The organism is Pseudarcicella hirudinis (assembly GCF_900115665.1).
In the GTDB taxonomy this organism is placed as follows: Bacteria; Bacteroidota; Bacteroidia; order Cytophagales; family Spirosomataceae; genus Pseudarcicella; species Pseudarcicella hirudinis.
The window spans coordinates 146,814-167,640 of record NZ_FOXH01000011.1 but is presented as its reverse complement, the minus strand read 5'-3'; the positions used below and the strand labels follow the sequence as shown (position 1 = coordinate 167,640).

Annotated in this window: 12 protein-coding genes; 7 read left to right on the top strand and 5 right to left on the bottom strand. The window is 39.4% G+C overall.

Annotation, left to right across the window (positions count from 1 at the left end):
- Positions 1-5: 5 nt before the first annotated feature.
- Both BM179_RS17800 and BM179_RS17795 read right to left on the bottom strand, forming a co-directional pair.
- Complete coding sequence (locus tag BM179_RS17800) at positions 6-1,436, bottom strand: phosphatase PAP2 family protein (RefSeq protein WP_092018510.1); 1,431 nt, start codon at positions 1,434-1,436, stop codon at positions 6-8.
- A 229-nt stretch (positions 1,437-1,665) separates the two neighbouring features.
- Positions 1,666-3,126: a sodium:solute symporter gene (locus tag BM179_RS17795; protein WP_092018509.1), complete on the bottom strand. Its 1,461-nt coding sequence runs from the start codon at positions 3,124-3,126 to the stop codon at positions 1,666-1,668.
- 206 nt (positions 3,127-3,332) lie between these two features.
- Between BM179_RS17795 and BM179_RS17790 the strand changes: the two genes are divergently transcribed.
- The 7 genes from BM179_RS17790 (at position 3,333) to BM179_RS17760 (ending at position 10,670) form a co-directional block, all read left to right on the top strand.
- Complete coding sequence (locus BM179_RS17790; RefSeq protein WP_092018508.1) at positions 3,333-3,614, top strand: ATP-dependent Clp protease adaptor ClpS; 282 nt, start codon at positions 3,333-3,335, stop codon at positions 3,612-3,614.
- Positions 3,615-3,677: 63 nt separating this feature from the next.
- Positions 3,678-4,283, top strand: a complete 606-nt coding sequence (recR, locus tag BM179_RS17785) for a recombination mediator RecR (protein WP_092018507.1) — start codon at positions 3,678-3,680, stop codon at positions 4,281-4,283.
- A gap of 357 nt (positions 4,284-4,640) precedes the next feature.
- The gene (locus tag BM179_RS17780) at positions 4,641-5,273 is read left to right on the top strand and encodes a superoxide dismutase (RefSeq protein WP_229632977.1); all 633 of its coding nucleotides are present in this window, start codon (positions 4,641-4,643) and stop codon (positions 5,271-5,273) included.
- A gap of 114 nt (positions 5,274-5,387) precedes the next feature.
- Positions 5,388-6,365, top strand: a complete 978-nt coding sequence (locus BM179_RS17775; RefSeq protein ID WP_092018505.1) for an isopenicillin N synthase family dioxygenase — start codon at positions 5,388-5,390, stop codon at positions 6,363-6,365.
- Between the two features lie 161 nt (positions 6,366-6,526).
- Positions 6,527-7,693 carry a chromate efflux transporter gene (gene chrA, locus BM179_RS17770; protein WP_092018504.1) on the top strand — a complete coding sequence of 389 codons (1,167 nt, stop codon included), beginning with the start codon at positions 6,527-6,529 and terminating at the stop codon, positions 7,691-7,693.
- Between the two features lie 273 nt (positions 7,694-7,966).
- The gene (locus BM179_RS17765; protein ID WP_092018503.1) at positions 7,967-9,112 is read left to right on the top strand and encodes a Gfo/Idh/MocA family protein; all 1,146 of its coding nucleotides are present in this window, start codon (positions 7,967-7,969) and stop codon (positions 9,110-9,112) included.
- A gap of 223 nt (positions 9,113-9,335) precedes the next feature.
- Positions 9,336-10,670 (top strand): serine hydrolase domain-containing protein, encoded by a 1,335-nt coding sequence (locus BM179_RS17760; RefSeq protein ID WP_092018502.1) that lies wholly within the window; start codon positions 9,336-9,338, stop codon positions 10,668-10,670.
- Between the two features lie 41 nt (positions 10,671-10,711).
- Here the strand turns inward: BM179_RS17760 and BM179_RS17755 are convergent, their stop codons facing one another.
- From BM179_RS17755 to BM179_RS17745, 3 genes are all read right to left on the bottom strand, one after another.
- A complete protein-coding gene (locus BM179_RS17755) occupies positions 10,712-14,026 on the bottom strand; it encodes a VCBS repeat-containing protein (protein WP_092018547.1) in 3,315 nt (1,104 codons plus the stop codon).
- A gap of 128 nt (positions 14,027-14,154) precedes the next feature.
- Positions 14,155-17,463 (bottom strand): VCBS repeat-containing protein, encoded by a 3,309-nt coding sequence (locus tag BM179_RS17750; protein WP_092018501.1) that lies wholly within the window; start codon positions 17,461-17,463, stop codon positions 14,155-14,157.
- Between the two features lie 65 nt (positions 17,464-17,528).
- Entirely contained in the window at positions 17,529-20,747 is a 3,219-nt protein-coding gene (locus tag BM179_RS17745) for a VCBS repeat-containing protein (RefSeq protein ID WP_092018500.1), read from the bottom strand.
- Between the last annotated feature and the right edge of the window lie 80 nt (positions 20,748-20,827).

Sequence of the window (20,827 nt, the reverse complement as noted above, 5' to 3'; positions counted from 1 at the left end):
CATTTTTACCAAACCCAATTTTCCGGATTTATGGCTTTTCTACCGATTTTTTCTCCAAGTAGTTTTCCTTTTTCATAGTCACTCCTGAAATTGATGCCACCATAGATTGTGGAAAAACCTGCTTCTTCTGCCATTTTCATAATTTTCACTGAATCTTTTGGAAATAAATGCCCCAGCACAATTCCGGAGGTAAAAGAAAAAACCGCATATTCCGAAACAAATGATGGTGAATCCGGAACACCCATGGTTGGTTTGATAGTCGGATCCGCCTGACTTGGTCTGGGAATAAGGAACCGGTATTTGATGTCCCAACCTGAAATAGCTGCATTTTCCTGTGCACAATTAAGCATGGCAAAGACTTTTGCACTTCGTAATTCTGTGTAATTTAACGGCCGGATTAACTCTTTTGCAATTTTATTCCAATGACCCGCAATGGTTGGAGAACCTAATTCATTGTCCCAGAATTCAAGAATTTGTCTCTGAGCAGGATTTAGTTTCTGAGAAATCTTTTTTAGTTCCTCCAGTTCTCTCTGAAAGGCCGGATCTGCTATTTTTTCGGGTAAAATCTGAGGATCATCTTTGTGGTATTTCAGAGGCATTAAAGGCTTGACTTTTCCCATCATAGGCAGAACAGGATGCCTGAGCAAATCTCTCAGGTAATTCCAGTTCTTTCCGCTTTTCGCAGGCATTCTTTTCAGATCCGGGCTCAATTGACCGGCCTGATCGAAGAAATCATTCCTGGCAAAATTTATAAATAACTGTGCAGTTTCCTGCCCGATTTTCCCCCCTGCTACAATATCACTGCTCACGTTTACCCCTGCCCACAAACGGGTATTTCCATGTTCAATGGCTTTTTTATACAGGAAACTTTTTTCGGCCGGGAACAAATAGCTTAATATTTTATAGGAAACAGATGCTACTACGGCATCTTCGGAAGGATAGGAGGGCAGGCTGTTTTGTGGTAAAACGGCTTCTCCGCTTCCATGCAGGTAAGGAGGCATCCTTTTGTATTTGAATTTATAATACCAGGCAGTGACCAGGGCATCATATTGTGCAGCACTTAAAAGTGCCAGTACTCTTGCTGCAAATGGTTCGGAAATGCCCGGGTTATAGGGGTTAGACTTTATTTGCAGGTCATTGGTGTTGTATTTCGCTATTAATTCTGTAGCAATCTGATTCCATCGCAGCACACCACCTGATCCCCAATAATTTATGGCAACATTTTGTGCATAAGTGCGATGATTTACTGAAAAATGACAAAGCTTTAACTCATTTTGATAGGATTCAGACAAAATTGCAGAAGGTGCCGGAACTTTTATTGCTTTGGGAGAACTGATCAGAATTGTTTTCCAGTTTCCGCCTGCAGCATCAATATCTGTTACTTTAAGAGCAGGAAATTCAGGTTTGTCGATAAGTTGCTTTTCCCCGCAACTCATCTGTAAAAAGAGTAGCGTCGTTAAAAAAAATCTAACGATGGTTATGGGGAAAAATCTGTGCATAAATGATTTTATCTGTATATACATTAAATCAAAAATCGTGCACAAAATCAATTGATTTCTGATAACTGCCTATTATTTTTTGAATAGGCAGTTATCAAAGTATAAGAACTTTTATTTGAAAAGATTTTTTCTGTAAAATGCTGATTTACAGCAGAGATATTCTTGGTTATGCCAGTTCTTTTTTGTCCTGTTTTTTAGAAAGAATCATTAATCCAGCGAATGTGAAAAGTCCGTTCAGGATCAGTTTTTCGAAACCAAACTGATATCCGTTGAACCATTCTTTAGAATTAACATCTAAAACGTAGATAAACAAGGGAGAAAGAATACAAACCAGGGGTACAAATTTGTCGTTTACCGGAGTTTTCAGGAATAAACCAAAGGAAAAGAGTCCTAACAGCGGGCCGTATGTGTAACCTGCCAGGTTAAATACGGCTGAAATAACTTCCTGATTGTTAAGGGCTTTGAATACGATAATTACCAGAAAGAATAAGATCGAGAAACCCAGGTGAACATAATGTTTGATTTTCGCACGTTTTGCTTCCTCATATTTTTCAATATTCATGAAATCTATACAAAATGAAGTTGTCAATGCTGTGAGTGCTGAGTCCGAGCTGGCATAAGTTGCCGCGATGATTCCCAATAAGAAGGTAACAGCGGCTAAAGAGCCGAAATGACCGCCCAACGCAAGCATTGGATAAAGATCATCCGTTTTGTCAGGAATAAGGAATCCGGTTTGCTGGGCATAAATGTATAGCAATGCCCCAAGACTCAGGAACAATAAGTTTACGAAAACCAGCACGATATAAAACCAGAACATGTTTTTTTGTGCCTCACCGATCGACTTACACGTAAGGTTTTTCTGCATTAAATCCTGATCCAGACCGGTCATTACAATGGCAATAAAAGCTCCTGAAAGAAAATCTTTGACGAAATGATGTTTGTCGGCCCATTCCCAGACAAAAAGCTTGGAATACGAACTGTTGCTTACCTGCGTAATCATGTCTCCCACACCGAGGTGCAATTGGTTGGAAATCAGGATGATAGTGATAATCAATGCAGTAAGTAAGAAAAAAGTCTGTAAGGTGTCTGTCCAGATAATTGTTTTTACGCCACCTTTGAAAGTATAAATCCAGATTAAGCCTATGGTAATAAGGACTGTAAGTTCGAAAGGAACACCCAGAGAATCGAAAATTGCCAGCTGCAAAACATTCACTGCCACATATAATCTTACCGCAGAACCTACGGTTCTTGACAATACAAAAAATGCGGAACCTGTTTTATATGACCAGAATCCGAATCGTTTTTCAAGGTAAGAATATATGGAAATCAGATTGAGTCTGTAATACATGGGCATCAATACCAGTGCTATGGTAAGATAACCCAGAGAATAGCCTAAAACTACCTGAAAATAGGAAAAATGGATTTTCCCTACTGAGCCGGGTACAGAGATGAAAGTAACCCCTGAAAGGGAAGTTCCGATCATACCGAAAGCGACCAACCACCAGGGAGACTGTTTATTAGCGGTAAAGAAGGTATTGGTATCTGCTCCTTTAGAAGTGAAATGTGCTACTATGATTAATAGTAAAAAATAGACAACTAAAATTGAAATGGCTAAACTTGTTGACATGAAGTTGGGTTATTATAGAAAGTGAGCATTTAAAGTTTTATTTATTTTCATTAATAGAGGTTCTGTAAGTGATTAACCCAAGAACATAAACACCAAAATTGATATTTTTTGTTAAATTTGCTATCATTACTACCAATAATTATTTAAGACACTTCAGAAAAATACTTCCTGATTCTAAAAAATAGACATATTCGGAAAATAATATTATGAAAACTTTTGAACACTTTCAAGAACAAGTTGACTTGCTGGAAGAAGTTGTTGACATAGATCAAAGAGATCTTATCGTTTACAATGATGAAGTAAACACTTTTGACTTTGTGATTGAAACTTTAATGGAGGTTTGCGGACATACGCCTGAGCAGGCTGAGCAAAGTACTCTTTTAATTCATTATAAAGGGAAGTGCTCCGTGAAAAAGGGCTCTTTTGATGAGCTTGCACCCATGAGAAACGATATCTGCCGTCGTGGAATTTCGGCGGAAGTGATGTAAGTATTACTGAAAAAGAATGGGGCTTTCCGGAAAGTGAAAACCCGAAATTGAAATAGAACGCCAGTGAATTTTCCTTCAAAACTCATAGAAAATGCCGTTGAAGAAATCTCGAAATTGCCGGGAATCGGTAAGAAAACAGCTCTTCGATTGGCATTGCATTTATTAAAAAGAGACGAAAAACAAACCTTATCACTGTCGGAAGCTTTGGTGGCCATGCGTTCTAAAACCCGTTATTGCCGTCAATGTCATAATATTTCAGATGATGAATTGTGCGGCATCTGTACAGGTAACCGGAGAGAACAAGGTGTGATTTGCGTGGTGGAAGATACCAGAGATGTTCTTGCAATTGAGAATACTTCTCAATATAAAGGGCTTTATCACGTTTTAGGGGGGATTATTTCACCTTTGGAGGGAGTTGGTCCAAACGACCTTAATATTGAATCGCTGGTTCAAAGGATTTCCGGAAATACGGAAGTAAAAGAGGTTATTTTAGGGTTAAGTCCGACGATGGAAGGAGATACTACAGCTTTTTATCTGACGAAGCGACTGAAACCATTTGATGTAAAAATAACCACAATCGCCCGTGGGATACCAATTGGCGGAGATCTTGAATATGCAGATGAAATTACACTCGGAAGAAGTATTGTGAGCCGTATTGTATTTGAATAACCAGGACCCGGATTGCTGTCTGGTAATTTTTTTGAAACGGCTAAACCTTCCGTAAAAAATGAGTCAAATACATATTAATTCAGCATTTCAGAATCTCCTGCCGTCAGAAAAGCATATAAAGTCCATTGGTGAATAGTAGTTTGAGTTAAAAGCTGTTACAGCTTGTTAATGGAAACCCCTGTGATGAACAAACGCTTAGTATAATTATACATTCCTTTTTATTAAATCATAAAACTCATGAACCGTAAGAACTTTTTAAAAACAACATTGGCATCGGCTTTCACCTTATCAGGTCTGAATTTATTTGCCCGTAAAACGGAATTTTCAAGCTATATCTCTTCTCTTTCTTCAAAAACAATGGAAGAAGTTTTGGTAGAATCTGCTCCGTTTACGCAGGCTGCATTGCCATACGCATATGATGCACTGGAACCGAATATAGATAAGATGACTATGGAAATTCACTTTGGCCGTCATCATAAGGCTTATGTGGATAATCTGAACAAAGCAGTGGCAGGTACGCCGCTTGACAAGTTATCATTATGGGATTTGCTGAAAGAAGCCGGAAAGCAACCTGCGGCAGTAAGAAATAATGCAGGAGGACACTGGAACCATACTTTTTTCTGGAATATCATGTCGCCGAAAGGCGGAGGAGCTCCGAAAGGTGCAATTGCTGAGGAGATTACCAAAACATTTGGTTCATTTGATAAATTCAAGGAAGAATTTACCAAGGCAGCAACCGGCCGTTTTGGTTCAGGCTGGGCATGGTTAATTGTTCAGGATAAAAAACTGGTAGTTTCTTCGACCCCAAACCAGGATAATCCTCTGATGGATGTAGCGGAGAAAAAAGGAACACCAATTCTTGGAATTGACGTTTGGGAACATGCTTATTATCTGAAATATCAGAACAAACGTGCTGATTATATTACAGCATTCTGGAATCTGGTAAACTGGGATGCTGTAACAAAAAATTATGAAGCAGCCTTGAAATAATTGAAGATAGATTTTAAATTAGAATGCCGGATTTCAGAAGCTATTGATTCAGAATCCGGCATTTGATTTGATTAAATAGATTACCTTATCAACAAATATCAAATATTCATCAATATGAATTCAGAAACACTCTTGGATGAAATTCCGTCGCTGGATCTGGCAGAATTCACTTCCGGTGATCCGGTACGTAAAGCTAAATTTGTGCAGGATTTAGGAGCCGCTTTCAACAACATAGGCTTCGTTGCAATCAAAAATCATGGCTTGACTTCTGACCTTACTGAAAAACTGTATGCTAATGTGAAACAATTCTTTTTTTCGCCTGATGACTTAAAAAAGAAATATGAAATTGAAGGAATTTCAGGGCAGAGGGGATATATCGGAAAAGGAAAGGAAACTGCCAAAGGTTTCAAAGTAGCTGATTTGAAAGAATTTTATCATGTTGGTCAGCCTGAGAAAAATGACGGAGATCCGGTTTGGGAAGAATACCCTGCCAATGTTTTTCCGGAAGAATTACCTGATTTTAAAACCTATACGGTTACGGCTTATGAAACCCTCGAACAAGCCGGTAAAAACCTGCTGAAAGCTATCGCTTTATACCTTGAACTGGATGAAAACTACTTTGAGGACAAAGTGAAAAACGGTAATTCAATTCTTCGTGCTATTCATTATTTCCCGATCCCAAATCCTGATGAAGTACCTGAAGGTGCGGTCAGAGCTGCTGCTCACGGAGATATTAACCTGATTACATTGCTAATGGGTGCTTCTGCTGAAGGCTTGGAAGTTCTGAGAAGAGATGGTGCCTGGATTCCGATTACTGCTCTGCCGGACCAGGTGGTTGTGAATGTGGGAGATATGCTGGACCGTCTGACAAATCATAAATTAAAATCTACGATACACCGGGTTGTAAATCCTCCCCGTGAAAAAATGGGCACACCCCGTTTTTCTATTCCGTTCTTTATGCACCCTCGTTCAGAAATGAACTTAACCAGTCTGGAATCCTGCATTTCTGTTAAATATCCTAAGCTTTATGTCGATATGACAGCCGGGGAGTTTTTGAATGAAAGATTGATTGAACTCGGTCTGAAGAAATAATACAATCTTATTATCTAAAGATAATTTTTTCCTGATACCTGAAGTGTACGATAAGTTTATGTCGTATACTTTAGGTATATATTACTAATTAGTACTGCAATTATCTGAAAAAAATCCCAAATTTGCAGTTTAATTTTTAGGCTTAATAGTTACCCTCCCAGATGAAGAAAATCAGACGCCGGCTTTTTTTGAAAGATGTCCTGATTCTTGCGTTTACCACTTTTGGTGGCCCGCAGGTACATTTGGCTATGTTTATAGACCGGTTTGTGAAAAAACGGGGTTATCTTACCGAAGAGGAATTACTTGAACTTCAGGCGCTGTGCTCAATTCTTCCGGGCCCGACTTCTACACAGACTATCACGGCATTGGGTTATAAAATCGGGGGAGCCAATCTGGCCTATCTTACGCTGATGGTCTGGATTACACCGGCTGTACTGATTATGACTGCTGCGGCTTTTGGTATGACATATCTTCAAAACCGGGAAATCATCAGGTTTATTCAGCCTATCGGGGTCGCATTTATTTTGCATGCCGGTTATACAATCGGCCGGAAAGTAATTAAAAATAATGTAGAGATTTTGCTTATGCTTCTGGCATCAGCTTTCGCATTTTTGTTACAGTCGCCCTGGGTTTGTCCGGTTGCCCTGATTGTCGGGGGAACGGTTACTTCTTTTAACTACAAGGATTATCCTTCACATACCAAACATAAAATGGTAATTCCCTGGTCTAATTTTCACCTTTTCTGGGGCTTTTTAGTGTTTCTGGCCTTGCTGGGGCATTTTACTGATTACATGCCTGTCAGGCTTTTTGAGAATTTTTACCGCAACGGGAGTCTGGTTTTTGGAGGAGGACAGGTATTAGCTCCTATGCTTTTTACGGAATTTGTAGAATTTAAACACATGATCCGTGAAGATGACTTTCTTACCGGAATGGCTTTGTCTCAGGCATTACCGGGTCCTGTTTTTGCCCTGACCTCTTACCTGGGTACTTTAGCTTTGAAAGATTACGGTATTACCGGGCAGCTATTTGGCAGTATTATCGGAGCATGTGGTATATTTTTACCGGGAACCTTTCTGATATTCTTTGTTTACAGAATCTGGGGACAACTGAAACAATTCAGACCAATCAGGGCTTCCCTTGATGGAATTAATGCTACTACTACTGGATTAACCCTCGCCGCAGCAATAACCTTCCTGCAACCTATGGTAGCCTCGCACAACTGGTGGGGAATTATAACTGCCTGTATCACACTTGCCTTGCTCGAATTTACCAGAATTCCTTCCTTTCTTCTTTTTCTCGGAGGTTTATTATTAGGCTTTATCCTTTGAATTCCCCCTAAAAACGCATTAAAATGTAATGGCAGATTTATATATTTGTCATGTATAATATTTTGTAAAATATCAGATTTTAAGTAGTTTTCGTAGTTGAAAAGGTTTTTTGCATAGTTAAATTTCTTAATCTTAAGACTTTTAGAAAATGTTGTTTTATCTTTAATCCCGAATGTTTTCTGAAAGCATTCAGAATCAGAAAATCCTGATTACTGAGATATTATTAACAAAATCAAAACAAACATCCATTCTCTAATATTTTACCCAAAAACAATGAAAAAAATCAAAGTTGGCATAGTGGGAACCGGTTTTATCGGTCCGGCTCATATCGAAGCCCTGAGAAGACTTCCAAATGTTGAAGTTGCGGCACTTTGTGAAGTAACCGTTGAGTTGGCAAAACAAAAAGCGGAAGCGTTGGGTATCGAACGCTATTACACATTTGAAGATTTATTAAAGCAGGAAGACATTGAAAGTGTACACATTTGTACGCCTAACTTTCTTCATTACAGCCAATCAAAAGCGGCTTTATTAGCAGGAAAACATGTTGTATGTGAAAAACCTTTGGCAAAAGATCTTCACGAAGCAGAAGAACTTGTTGAATTGGCTGCTAAAACCGGTTTGGTAAATGCGGTGCATTTTAACCTTCGCTATTATCCTTTGGCTCGTCAGATGAAAACTATGCGTGAAAAAGGAGACCTCGGTGAGATCTATTCGATCATGGGTTCTTATTTGCAGGACTGGTTGTTCTACGACACTGATTATAACTGGCGTTTGGAACCTGATAAATCAGGTGATTCAAGAGCTATCGCTGATATCGGATCACATTTGATGGATATCCTGGAGTATATTACCGGACTGAAAACTACTGCGGTAATGGCTGATTTCAATACGGTTCATAAAACCCGTAAAAAACCATTAAAACCTGTAGAAACCTATTCTGGTAAGATGTTGCAGCCAGAAGACTATGCAGATGTAAACATTACTACAGAAGACCATGCGAACGTTTTATTGCGTTTTGACAATGGAAACAGAGGCGTAATCACTGTTTCACAGGTTCAGGCAGGTCGTAAAAACCGAATGACTCTGGAAATTTCAGGCTCAAAACAAACATTCAACTGGTGTTCTGAAACACCAAATGAAATGTGGATCGGAAATCGTGATAAATCTAACGAAGTATTATTACGTGATCCTTCTCTGGCATATGCCGAAGCCCGTCAGTTAATGACTTTCCCTGGCGGACATAATGAAGGTTTTCCTGATACTTCAAAACAATTGTTTAAGGAAGTTTACGAAGCTGTTGCTGCCGGAAAACAACCTGAAAAGCCAACATTCCCGACTTTTGCAGATGGTTACAGAGAATTATTAATCTGTGAGAAAATTCTTGAAAGTAATAAGAAGCAGGCATGGGTTGAAGTTTAGGTAATCGTTCCATTGCCCTTTTACGTTTTACAGACGAAGACTATGGAATGGCAAAACGAAGATAAAGTTTACAAATTTCTAAGAGAGAGGTGTTAAATACACCTCTTTTTTTTTATCTTGGATTTGGGAATCTGTTTATAAAAATTCACTCCGTCACTCTTTTTTGTGTCTCCACAAATGAGTCCGGCAAAAGGCTTTTTTACTAAAACTTTCAATTTTCATCATGACAAATACAAGAAAATTTCTTTATGTAGTATTGGCGATAGCGGTCGGTGGATTAGCTTATGGATTAAATTATGCTGTCAGATACGCCCATATCGGTTCTTCATATGATGCAAAAACGGTATGCTCCTGTATGTTTGTTTCAGGAAGAGATTTTGAGAGTATCAAAGCTGAGGAACTGTATGCTGTTCCTTTTGCTGATATAAAAGTCGATAAGGAAAAACAAAGTGTTTCTGCCAGTATTTATGGTTTGGGCGAATCAAAAGCTATCTTTCGTAAAGGCCTTGGCTGTACTTTGGTCAATGAAATAACGGAAGAAGAACTCAGAAGCCAACCTTCTTACACACTTCCTGCTGATACCGTCTCCGGGCAATTGATTTCTGAAGATCCGAAGGCCGAAGGAGTTGATAAAATGGAATTGGATAAGGTGATAAATGACATTTTCAGCGAAAAAAATCCCAAAGAAATTCTGCGTACACGTGCAGTAATTGTATTGCATAAGGGCAAACTTATTGCAGAAAAATATGCTCCGAACATCAAGCCGGAAACACCCCTTTTAGGTTGGTCGATGACTAAGAGCGTTACCAATGCCATGATTGGTTTATTGGTAAAAGATGGCAAAATTGACCTGGAAAAACCTGCTCCGCTTGAAGAATGGAAGAATGATGACCGAAAAAATATTACAACCGATGCTTTAATGAGAATGAGCAGCGGATTGGATTTTGAAGAAAATTATGCCAAACCAAGTGATGCAACGACTATGCTTTTCCGGACAAAAGGAGCGGGGGCTTATGCTTTACAGGCTAAAGCTAAAGCAAAACCCTTTGAAATCTGGTCGTATTCAAGTGGTACTACGAATATTCTGCAGGAAATAATCAGAAGACAATTCCCTAAACATACAGATTACCTGGCATTTCCGCATTTGCGTCTTTTTAGAAAATTAGGGATGAAAAGTGCCGTTTTAGAACCCGATGCTTCCGGAACCTACGTTGGTTCTTCATTTATGTTTGCTACAGCCAGAGACTGGGCGAAATTCGGGCAGTTATATTTGCAGGATGGTGTCTGGAATGGCGAAAGAATTTTGCCGGAAGGCTGGGTGAAATATTCTGCTTCAGAAACGGCTCATTCCGATGGCAAATATGCAGCTCAGTTTTGGATCGAACATAAAGATAAGAGCTTTCCGCAAGATGCTTTTATGGCTTTAGGTTTTGAAGGACAATCTGTTACGGTGATACCTTCTCAAGAATTAGTGGTCGTTCGGCTTGGATGCACGCCGAATGAAGATCATTTCAACCGCAATGAGTTTGTTAAAAAAATAGTTGCGACGCTGAAGTAAGCCTGGGAGGAATTTTCCGGAATTCCTCCCAAACTCAGATATTAATGATTGGCTTTGAAAATTTTAACACTATTGTTGTTTCTGGCTGCTAAGAGTAATTTACCTTTTTGCAGCAGCTTGATTTTCCGGATTTCACCATCTGCTATGAATCCGCTTTGAGAACCCGGCAAGGCTTTAAAGTGTCCTTTTCCATCTCCCGCTAAAATCAATCCCTTGCCTGCATCATATCTTCCCTGGTACATACTGGCACCGTACAGATTTCCACCCAGGACTATATCCGGATTCCCGTCATGGTTAAAATCGCCTGTTGTTATGGCAAAAACCTTGGAAAGCTGAGCCTCAAAGGGTAGGGGATATGCTTTGAAATGCCCTTTTCCGTCATTTTCAAAATAAGTACTGCTAAACGTATTTACCTCAGACTCTGCTGCTCCGTCAAGTTCATTCCCGTCAAATATTTCTGCTATAGTCTTTCCGGCAAACTGATGATAATTGGTGAATTTTTTATTAATTACCGAAGGTATTTGTTTCCCAAGTTCATCTTTTCCGGCTACAGAATACCAGTTTTCGGCCCGGTTGTAAGCCAGAATTTGTTCAGGACTTCCGCTGTTATCAATATCTTTGACGTACATCCTTAACATGGATTTTTCCGGATTTTTAATGAATTTATTATTGGTACCCAGATTCCCTGCTACAAAGTCAAGATCTCCGTCTTTGTCAAAATCTGTTACAGAAAGCCCTTGCCAGAAACCATGCAGGTCTGAAATCTCATTTTTCTGAAGTGCCAGTTTCCCGTTTTTATGTTCAAATAACCTGACTCCCATCCAGTCTCCGATCAGGATTAAATCTACTTCCCTGTCATTATTAAAATCTGCCCAGAAAGCATCTGTTACCATTCCGATATGTGATAACCCAGGGGCTAAAGTATTGGTTTGATTACTGAAATGTCCTTTTCCGTCATTGATAAGCAGGTATGATTCCGGAATTTGTCCGTAATGCCCTCCAACCGAACGCCCTCCGATGAATAAATCTATGTCGCCATCTTTATCAAAATCGAAAGGTTTTACACAGGATTTGTTTCCGTAAAAAACAGGGAGATGATTGAGTGCTTTCCTGAAATTTCCCTTTCCATCATTGAGGTATAGTCTGTCTTTCAGTGCTTCGAATTTGCCGTCAAGCTCATTCCCGCCACTTACCACATACAAATCCAGATTGCCGTCTCCATCGGCGTCAAAGAATTCAGCATCTACATCTTCAGCAAGTGAATCCTGAAGAAATACGGCAGAATTTGCAGGAATAAATTTACCATTTTGCTGAATAAACAGGGCTCCGGCCTGATTTTTAGCGCCGCCTATATATAAATCATCAAATCCATCATGATTTATATCTCCAACCGCTAAGGCAGGCCCTTCAGTTGAAAGCTGAAAAGGGATAAGTGTTTCTCTTGAAAAATCGGAATAAGGGTTTTCCCGATGCACAAAATTTATTCCGGATGAGGCGCTCAGATCTTGAAACAGTCCATTTTCTGTACTTTTTTCCGTAGGAAGAACAGTTTTGAGTATGGCATTTTTCTGATCAAAAATCAGGGTGCTGTTTGACTTAACTCTGGTTTTAACCTCTGTCTTCTGATTATTCCAGATTACAACTACGGAATCAATTTCCGGATTATTTCCTAAACCAAAATGCAAAACAGGTTCCGAGGCCGACATAAATCCCCGGGAAGGCATAAGCTGCTGATATTGAGCATCACCTTTTTGCTTAATCATTACTTTAGCCCCGATGCCAAAGGTATTCGGATTGTCTCCTTTTAGTTTGATTGTCAGGTAATTATGTTTGGTGAGTTCCTGGCTTTGGTTCTGATAAATCCCTGCAGGTTCATTGATATTATTGGTTATTAAGTCAAGATCCCCATCATTATCTAAATCCGCATAGGCTGCTCCATTGGCAATGTTTGCCTCTGAAAACCCCCATTTGAATGATTTATCTTCGAAATGTAATGATTTTGAACCTTTGAAGATGTAGTTATGGTACTTGCCTTCAGGCATAAGTTTTAACAGGTCTGTATCAGAAAGCTGTCGGGAGCCTTCGCCGGATAAATATTTGATGTAATCCAGGTTATTAGGTCTTCTTACGATGCCATTTGAGATGAAAATATCCTTTAAACCATCATTGTCATAATCAGCCATCAGGCAAGACCAGCTCCAGTCTGTTGCAGCTAACCCTGTAATATTTGCAGCTTCACTAAAATATTTTCCTTCCTGATTGATTTGCAGGCAGTTCCGGCTGTATTGATACCCGTATCCATAACTCAGTTTGTATTGATAAATGTCGAAAGGGTCTTCTCCGGCAGAGGATTTTTCTACCGTTTCGTCTTCAGGATACATGTCTAGTGTCATGAGATCTGTATAGCCGTCATTGTTGAGATCGGCGGCATCGGAACCCATCGAAAACCTGCTTGTATGTCCAAAATACTCTTTTCCGACTTCTTTAAAACTACCATTTTTCTGGTTTAAATAGTAATAGTCATCTTCATGAAAATCATTGGAAACATAAATATCTTCCCAGCCATCATTGTTAAAATCCGCAACGGATACGCCTAATCCATATCCCATAACCGCCTGATAAATACCGGATTGCTGTGTTACGTCTGTGAATTTTGGAAGGAAGGTTTTGTCTTTTGAGGAGACTTCTGAGTCATTTCTAAATAAATAATCTCCTGATCTGGCATCGGGAATATTTCGGGTGGAGGCTTTATCATAGGAGCGCGTGCTGTGTACGGAATGCGTTAACAGGAACATATCCAGATCCCCGTCATGATCGTAGTCGAAGAAGGAGGCCTGTGTTGAAAACCCTGAAAAATCCAGGCCATATTCCCGGGCTTTTTCGGTAAAAGTACCATTGCCGTTATTGATAAAAAGCTCATTTTTCCCCTTAAAACCTTTGTAATCTCCTACTGCACAAACATAGATATCCAATAGACCGTCGGCATTAATATCAGCCATCGTGACCCCTGTTTTCCAGTTACTGTTACCTGTAATTCCTGCCTTATGAGAAATATCTTCGAACTTGAAATTACCCTTATTGAGATATAACTTATTTTCTCCCTGATTTGCGCTGAAGAATATATCAGTTAGTCCGTCATTGTTTATATCTCCGGCGGCCACTCCGGCACCATTGTAGAAATAAAGATATTCTATAATGTTAAATTGTTCATTTTCAGTAATTTGATTGGTAAATGAAATGCCTGTAGCCGTTGAATCCAGTTTATTGAATAAAGATGGTTCTGAAGATTTTCGGCAGGAAAAGAGGAAAAAACTAAAGCAGGTTATGATCAGAAAATATATATTTTTCGCTTTCATAATAAAGAATTCCGGATTTGATCCGAAAGAAGATCCTGTTTGCCGGAGTTGAAAGTCTGAGTACTTTCTGTCTGGCAAACAGGGGTTTAACTTTTAAAATACCTGATAATTATTTGATACCGCAGGGTTTATTTTATGCTGAAAACCTGTGCTTTATCGCTGTTTTTGGCTAAAATCAATATTGATCCGCCATTGTTGTTTTTAGCCAGTTTCATCTTTCTTACCTGACCTTTGGTAAAGAAACCTGATTTTTTAGGCTTTATTACCTCAAAGGCTCCTTTGCCTTTTCCCTGAAGAATAAGCCCATAATTGGCATCGTATCGGCCTATTTCCGGAAGGACGTCATAAAAGTTTCCCGCCAGGGCTATATCAAGTATGCCATCATGGTTATAATCAAGGGTCTGAATAGCAGTAACTGGTGAAACCTGAATTTCCTGAGGCAGTGCCTTTATAGAAAATTTACCATTTCCTTCATTAATCAGGAATGAAGTCTGGGTATTATTGGTTTTCAAAATCGTTGATCCTTCCAGCTGACTGTCAGAGAACAGGTCTTTAATCTGAGCCGTTGCATAATCTGAATATTTCAGGAATTTCTGCTTGATTACCGGGAGCTGTTTTTGCAGGTCTGCTTTTAAAACCATCGGACATTGTTTGCCCTGATGATAGCAGTTGATAATCTGTTCTGTGGTTCCGTTTTTGTCAAAATCATTTACATATAGTTCTGCCGGTTCTGTTTCCGAGGCTTTCATATTATGATTTAACCCTAAGTTTCCCAGTATAAAATCGATGTCTCCATCCTGGTCAATATCTGCAGGTTGTATACAATTCCACCAGCCATTGATATTTTTTAAGCCCAGATCCATAGGTTTAAAGCTTTTCCCGCCAACATTTTTAAGAATTGTAACAGGCATCCAATCTCCAACCAGTACCAGCTCAGGATATTTATCTCCGTCAACATCCTGCCATGAAGCGTCTGTCACCATTCCAAGGTGCTGTGCTTCTCCAAGTATTTGTTTACTCACATTACTGAAATTGCCTTTTCCGTCATTCAGGAGAAGATAGCTGTCTGGAATCCTGCCATATTCTTCAGGAATTAAACGGGTTCCGACAAAGAGATCCAGGTCACCATCCAAATCAAAATCAGCCGCTTTTACGACAGAACCACTTGCTCTTACAGAAGGAAGCCCCGGGTTTTCTGTGAAATTTCCCTTTCCGTCATTCATATATAAACGATCGCGGAGTTCAGGAGAATCTTTACTGAATTCATTGCTTCCGGTTACAATATACAGATCAAGATCTTTGTCGCCATCAGCATCAAAGAACAGTGCATCAACTACTTCCAGGTAAAAATCTTTTTTAAATGCTTCCGGAATAGTAGGTACGAATTTTCCGGATTTTTGCTGAAGATAAATGAATTTTGGTTTGGTAGCAGAACCACCGATATAGGCATCATCCAGACCGTCGCCGTTAATATCCCCAATGGCAAGTGCCGGGCCTTCAGTAGAATATTTTTGTTTCAGCAAACCGTCACGGTTATAATCAATAAAGTCATTTTCTTCATGCTGGTAGTTGAAATTGACCTCAGTGGTAACATCTTTAAACATTTCTCCGGAAGTATTCAACTTTTCAGGAACGAAAGTTTCTCTGGCATCTTTGTGATCAAGAACTAACAGCTGATCCGGTTTGACATTCTTTATCGTCTGTTTTTTATCATCCGTCCAGATTACCACCAGAGAATCAATTTTGGCATTATTACCCAGACCGAAGTTCAGCGTCAGATCCATAGACGATTGAAATCCCCGGTTAGGCATTTGTTGTAAAACCTGTAAACCACCTTGCTGATAGATTTTTACCGTAGTGCCAATGCCGAAGATATTTTTTCCTGTGCCATTGAGTTTTATTTTCAGATAATGGGATTTCAGCTTTTCATTGGTTCTGTTTTTATAAATTGAAACCGGAGCATCATTATTGTTAACAACCAGATCAAGATCACCATCATTGTCTAAATCTCCGTAAGCTGAACCATTTGAAAAACCCGGACCTTCCAGACCGAATTCTGCCGCTTTGTTTTCAAATTTAAGGTTCCCTAAATTTTTGAAAGCATAATTCGGAACAGGTGTGGAAGTCATTTTATCTACAAAATCCTTATATTGAAACTGCTTTCCGTCAAGCATTTGCTGCATCGTTCTTACATCTCCCAGAAAAGCAACATAATCCTGGTCAGTAAGGTCTTTCATAATGCCATTGGCGACAAAAAGGTCTTTCAAACCGTCATTGTCCATGTCAAACATCAAAGCGCCCCAGCTCCAGTCTGTCGCATGTACCCCTGCAAGCTGACCTTCTTCTGAGAATGTTCCGTCTCCATTATTGATATGGAGCATATTACGCATATACTGATAATGATATCCTTGCTTTAACTTAAACTGAAAAATATCATTGCCTTCAAATGTGGAGGTCTTTTTCAGTCTTTCATCATTTTCAGGAAGCATATCTGTTACGAAAATATCCAGATTTCCGTCATTGTTGATGTCTGCAATATCTGCCCCCATTGAAGAAAGGCTGATATGTTGCATTTCGTCTTCCAAAGACTCCTTAAATGTTCCGTTTTTCTGGTTAATGTAGAGATAGTCTTTTTCGTAGAAATCATTTGAAATGTAAATGTCAGGCCAGTTATCATTATTGACGTCACCGATGGTGATGCCTAGTCCGAATCCTATCAGACTTCCGTAAATTCCTGCCTGCTCGGAAACATCTGTGAAATGTTCTCCGTCATTTCTGAATAGTTTATGGCCTCCCAGTTTATCCCTTTGGTTTCGCAGATTTGCATATCCCAATCTGTCCATCGGGGTAAAACTGTTATTAAGCAGATACATATCAAGGTCTCCGTCACGATCATAGTCGAAGAAAGCGGCATGGGTAGAGAAGCCACCGTCGGTTAAGCCGTATTCTTTGGCTTTTTCTGTAAAGGTGGGAATTCCTCCTTTTCCCTTTGTACCATTGTTGATGTAAAGCTGGTTGCCTCTTTCATCACGGCTTCCGGAATTACACACATAAATGTCCAGGTTTCCATCTCCGTTTACATCAGCAAATGTGACGCCTGTACTCCAGAATTTCTTTCCGACAATGCCTGCTTTTGAGGTAATGTCTTCAAATCTGAGATTTCCTTTGTTTAAAAATAATCTGTTTTCCTCGAAATTTGAACTAAGAAAAATATCGGGCAAACCATCGTTGTTAATATCGCCGATAGCGACACCGGCTCCGTTATAAAAGTTCCGGTAGCTGAAAATATTAAAGTCTTTTTTATCAAGAATATGATTGGTAAAGTCAATCCCTGTTTCAGAAGAAGGAAGTTCTTCGAAGAGGGTATCTGTATTTTTGGTCTTACAGGAAAAGGTCAGCAAACCTGTTCCAAGGATCCAAATCCACATTTTTTTCATAATTGTATTATATTTAAAAATGGTTAATTGTAAGCAAAGAGGAACTTAATCCTGTAAAGAATCTGCTATTTATTTTTCCTGAGCCTGTAATATTTCATGGTATTATCATTTACGCCTATCAGCAAACCATTTCCTATCTTTCTGACCGAACGCACATCTCCTCTGATGTCCAGGCCTGATTGATTCTGTGGTAAATAGTCGAACATAAAATTACCCTTATTTAGCAGTATTATCCCAAAATTTGCATCAACTTTCCCGATTCTCAGGCGAAATCTGCTATTATTTCCCATCAGCAGTATGTCTTTTTTCCCATCAGCATTAAAATCGTCCAGTGCAAGTGCATAAACCGGAGCATATTGAGCCTGAACAGGCAGCTGATGGACAACAAAGTCTCCTTTTGCATTTTCGAGAATAACAGAATTTAACTGGGTAATTTCCCTTTTTTGTGCCTGTGAAAGTTGCTGACTGTCAAAAAACTGCTCAATTGTGGCAGACGCATAGGATTGATAGTCAGAAAAGATTTTTTTCAAAGCCGGAATCTGCTCTGCAATTTCATCTCTGGAGGCAGCCGGATAACTTTTCCCCTGAATGTAATAGTTCATGAAAAAGTCGATGGTCCCGTTTTGGTCAAAGTCATTATAAATCAATGAAGCCGGTTCGGTAGCGGATGCCTTAATCTGTGTATTGATGCCAAGATTTCCTAAAACAAAGTCTTCGTCGCCATCTCCATCTAAATCTGCTTTTTCAATAGCATTATACCAGCCACTTAGATTTTTCAAAGATTCAGGCTGATTTTCAGAGGAAAGAGTTCCTTTATTGTTTTTCAGAAGGAGAGGAGGAATCCATTCCCCGACAACCAATAAATCAGGGAAACCATCTTTGTCAAAATCCGTTACCACAGCATCATTGACCAGACCGATTTTACCAAGTGAGACAGGGCTGAAATTCCCTTTTCCGTCATTTTTCAATAACCTGCTTTCTTCACAAAAAGGATATTTATTAGCCTGAATTGAACCTCCGACAAATAGATCAAGGTCTCCGTCGTTGTCAATATCCAATACTTTTACGCAGGAATTGTTGAGAGCATCCGGCGGAAGGTTTCCTTTTGAGAAATTTCCTTTTCCGTCGTTGAACCAGAGCTCATCAGTATTTTCATTAACCTGTGCGTTCCTGTAATTCCCGTTTGCCAGGTATAAATCCGGGAATTTATCTTCGTTAAAATCTGCCAGAACAGCATCCTGATTTTCTTTTGCTTCAAGAAAATCCGCAGTTTTTACGATAAACTTATCCGCAGATTTTATAAGAAAGCTTGCTTTCCGGGCAGAACTTCCGCAGATAAAAACATCCTCATTGCCGTCGCCGTTAATATCTCCGACGGCCATTTTTGGCCCATGATAGGAGTAATGGCAGGGAAGCATAATCTGATGATCGAAGTCGTTGACCGGAAGGATTTTGTGCTGATAACTCAGATAATTTATTTCTTCAAATAATCCTTCTTTTTTCAAAGGAGCTGTTGTAGTAGTACTGGCATTTTTCTCTTCTAAAATAAGTGTTTTCTGGCCTGAATTTGCCGGAACTCTTTGAGATTTTCCATTTGGCCAGATAACGGTTACCTCATTTTCTCCTGAAAATGTTCCCAAACCAAAAATAAGAGGCTGGATCACACTTGACTGAAAGCCATGGGTAGGGTTATTTTCCTGATACTGTTGAGCTTCCTTGTTTTTTACAAATACTTTGGCGCCGATACCAAAGGTATTTCCGGGATTTCCTCTGAGTTGTATTTTTAAAAAATTATGAGCTGTTTTCTGATCGGCAGCATTATTTCTGAATATTCTGGCCGTTTCATTCAGGTTGTTGGTAATTATATCCAGATCTCCGTCATTGTCCAGATCGGCGTAAGTACAACCGCTTGAAATGGCGGCTTCATCAAATCCCCATTCTTTCTGGCGGTTTTCAAATCCCAGGTTCTTATTATTTTGAAAAATATAGTTTTTGGTTTCACTCGAAGGCATCTGTTTCAGGTAGTCCGGGAGAGACAGGTTTTTCCCGTTTGAAGCTACCTGATCATAATATTTAATAAAATCTGCATTGGTGAAGTCTTTCCCAAGACCATTACTTACAAAAATGTCTTTGAAGCCGTCCAGGTCGTAATCTGCCAGCAATGTTCCCCAGCTCCAATCAGTATTCGAAACACCGGCTAGCTGGCCGATTTCGGCAAAAGAGCCATTCCCCTGATTGATCTGAAGCATATTCCGCATATTCTGATGCCAGAATCCATTTTGCAATTGAGATTGATATACATTCCAGTTATCAGGCCAAAGCAGTGTTTTCTGACGGGCATTGTCATGAGGAAGCATGTCCAGCGTGAAAATATCAGGAAGCTGGTCATTATTCAGATCAGCGATGTCGATACCCATAGAAGAATAGGAGGTATGCTGAATGTAATTTCTTAGTTCATCCTTAAAAGTGCCGTTTTTCTGATTGATATACAGATAATCGTCTTCAACATAATCGTTGGTAACATAAATATCCGGATAGCCGTCAGCATTTATATCCGAAACCATTAATCCCAATCCGAATCCCAGCGGATTTCCTTTTATGCCAGCGTTTTCAGAGATGTCCGTAAATTTCCCCTGATTGTTTTGAAAGAGTTTGTCTCCTGCAAACTTGTCTCTTTCCGAACGCATGATATTAGCTTCTTTGCGTTCGTAGTTTTTGAGGTTATGATTGATGAGAAAGCAATCTAAATCGCCGTCCAGATCATAGTCTAAAAAAGCAGCCTGTGTAGAATAGCCCGGATCATCGAGTCCGTATTCGGCAGCTTTTTCGGTGAAGGTCAGGTCGTGGTTATTAATAAAAAGCTGGTTTTTCCGGAGATTTTCTTCTTTCAGGCCGGAATAGCATAAATAAATGTCTAACCAGCCGTCAGCATTAATATCTACCAGACTTACGCCTGTTTTCCATCCGCCATTTCTTCCGGCAGTTCCGGATTTAAGACTGATATCTTCAAATTGCCAGTTTCCTTTATTGAGGTATAATTTATTTTCAACCTGATTTCCTGAGAAATAGAGGTCAGTAAGTCCGTCGTTATTGAAATCTCCTGCCGCAACACCTCCGCCATTATAGAAATATTCGTAGGTAAGAATATTTTCCTTCTCAGATTCCTGAATCTGATTGATAAAAGTTATGCCGGTTTTTTGAGGGTCTGTTTTTTCAAATAAGGTATCAGTGTTTTTACAGGAAAAAAACAGTATAGTGATTAGAAAAATGTGTAAGGCTTTCATCTTGCATATCAGCGTATTAGCTTTTAAACAAAACAGCAGTCACGAGGGACTGCTGTTTTATCAATTTGAACTCAAAATGA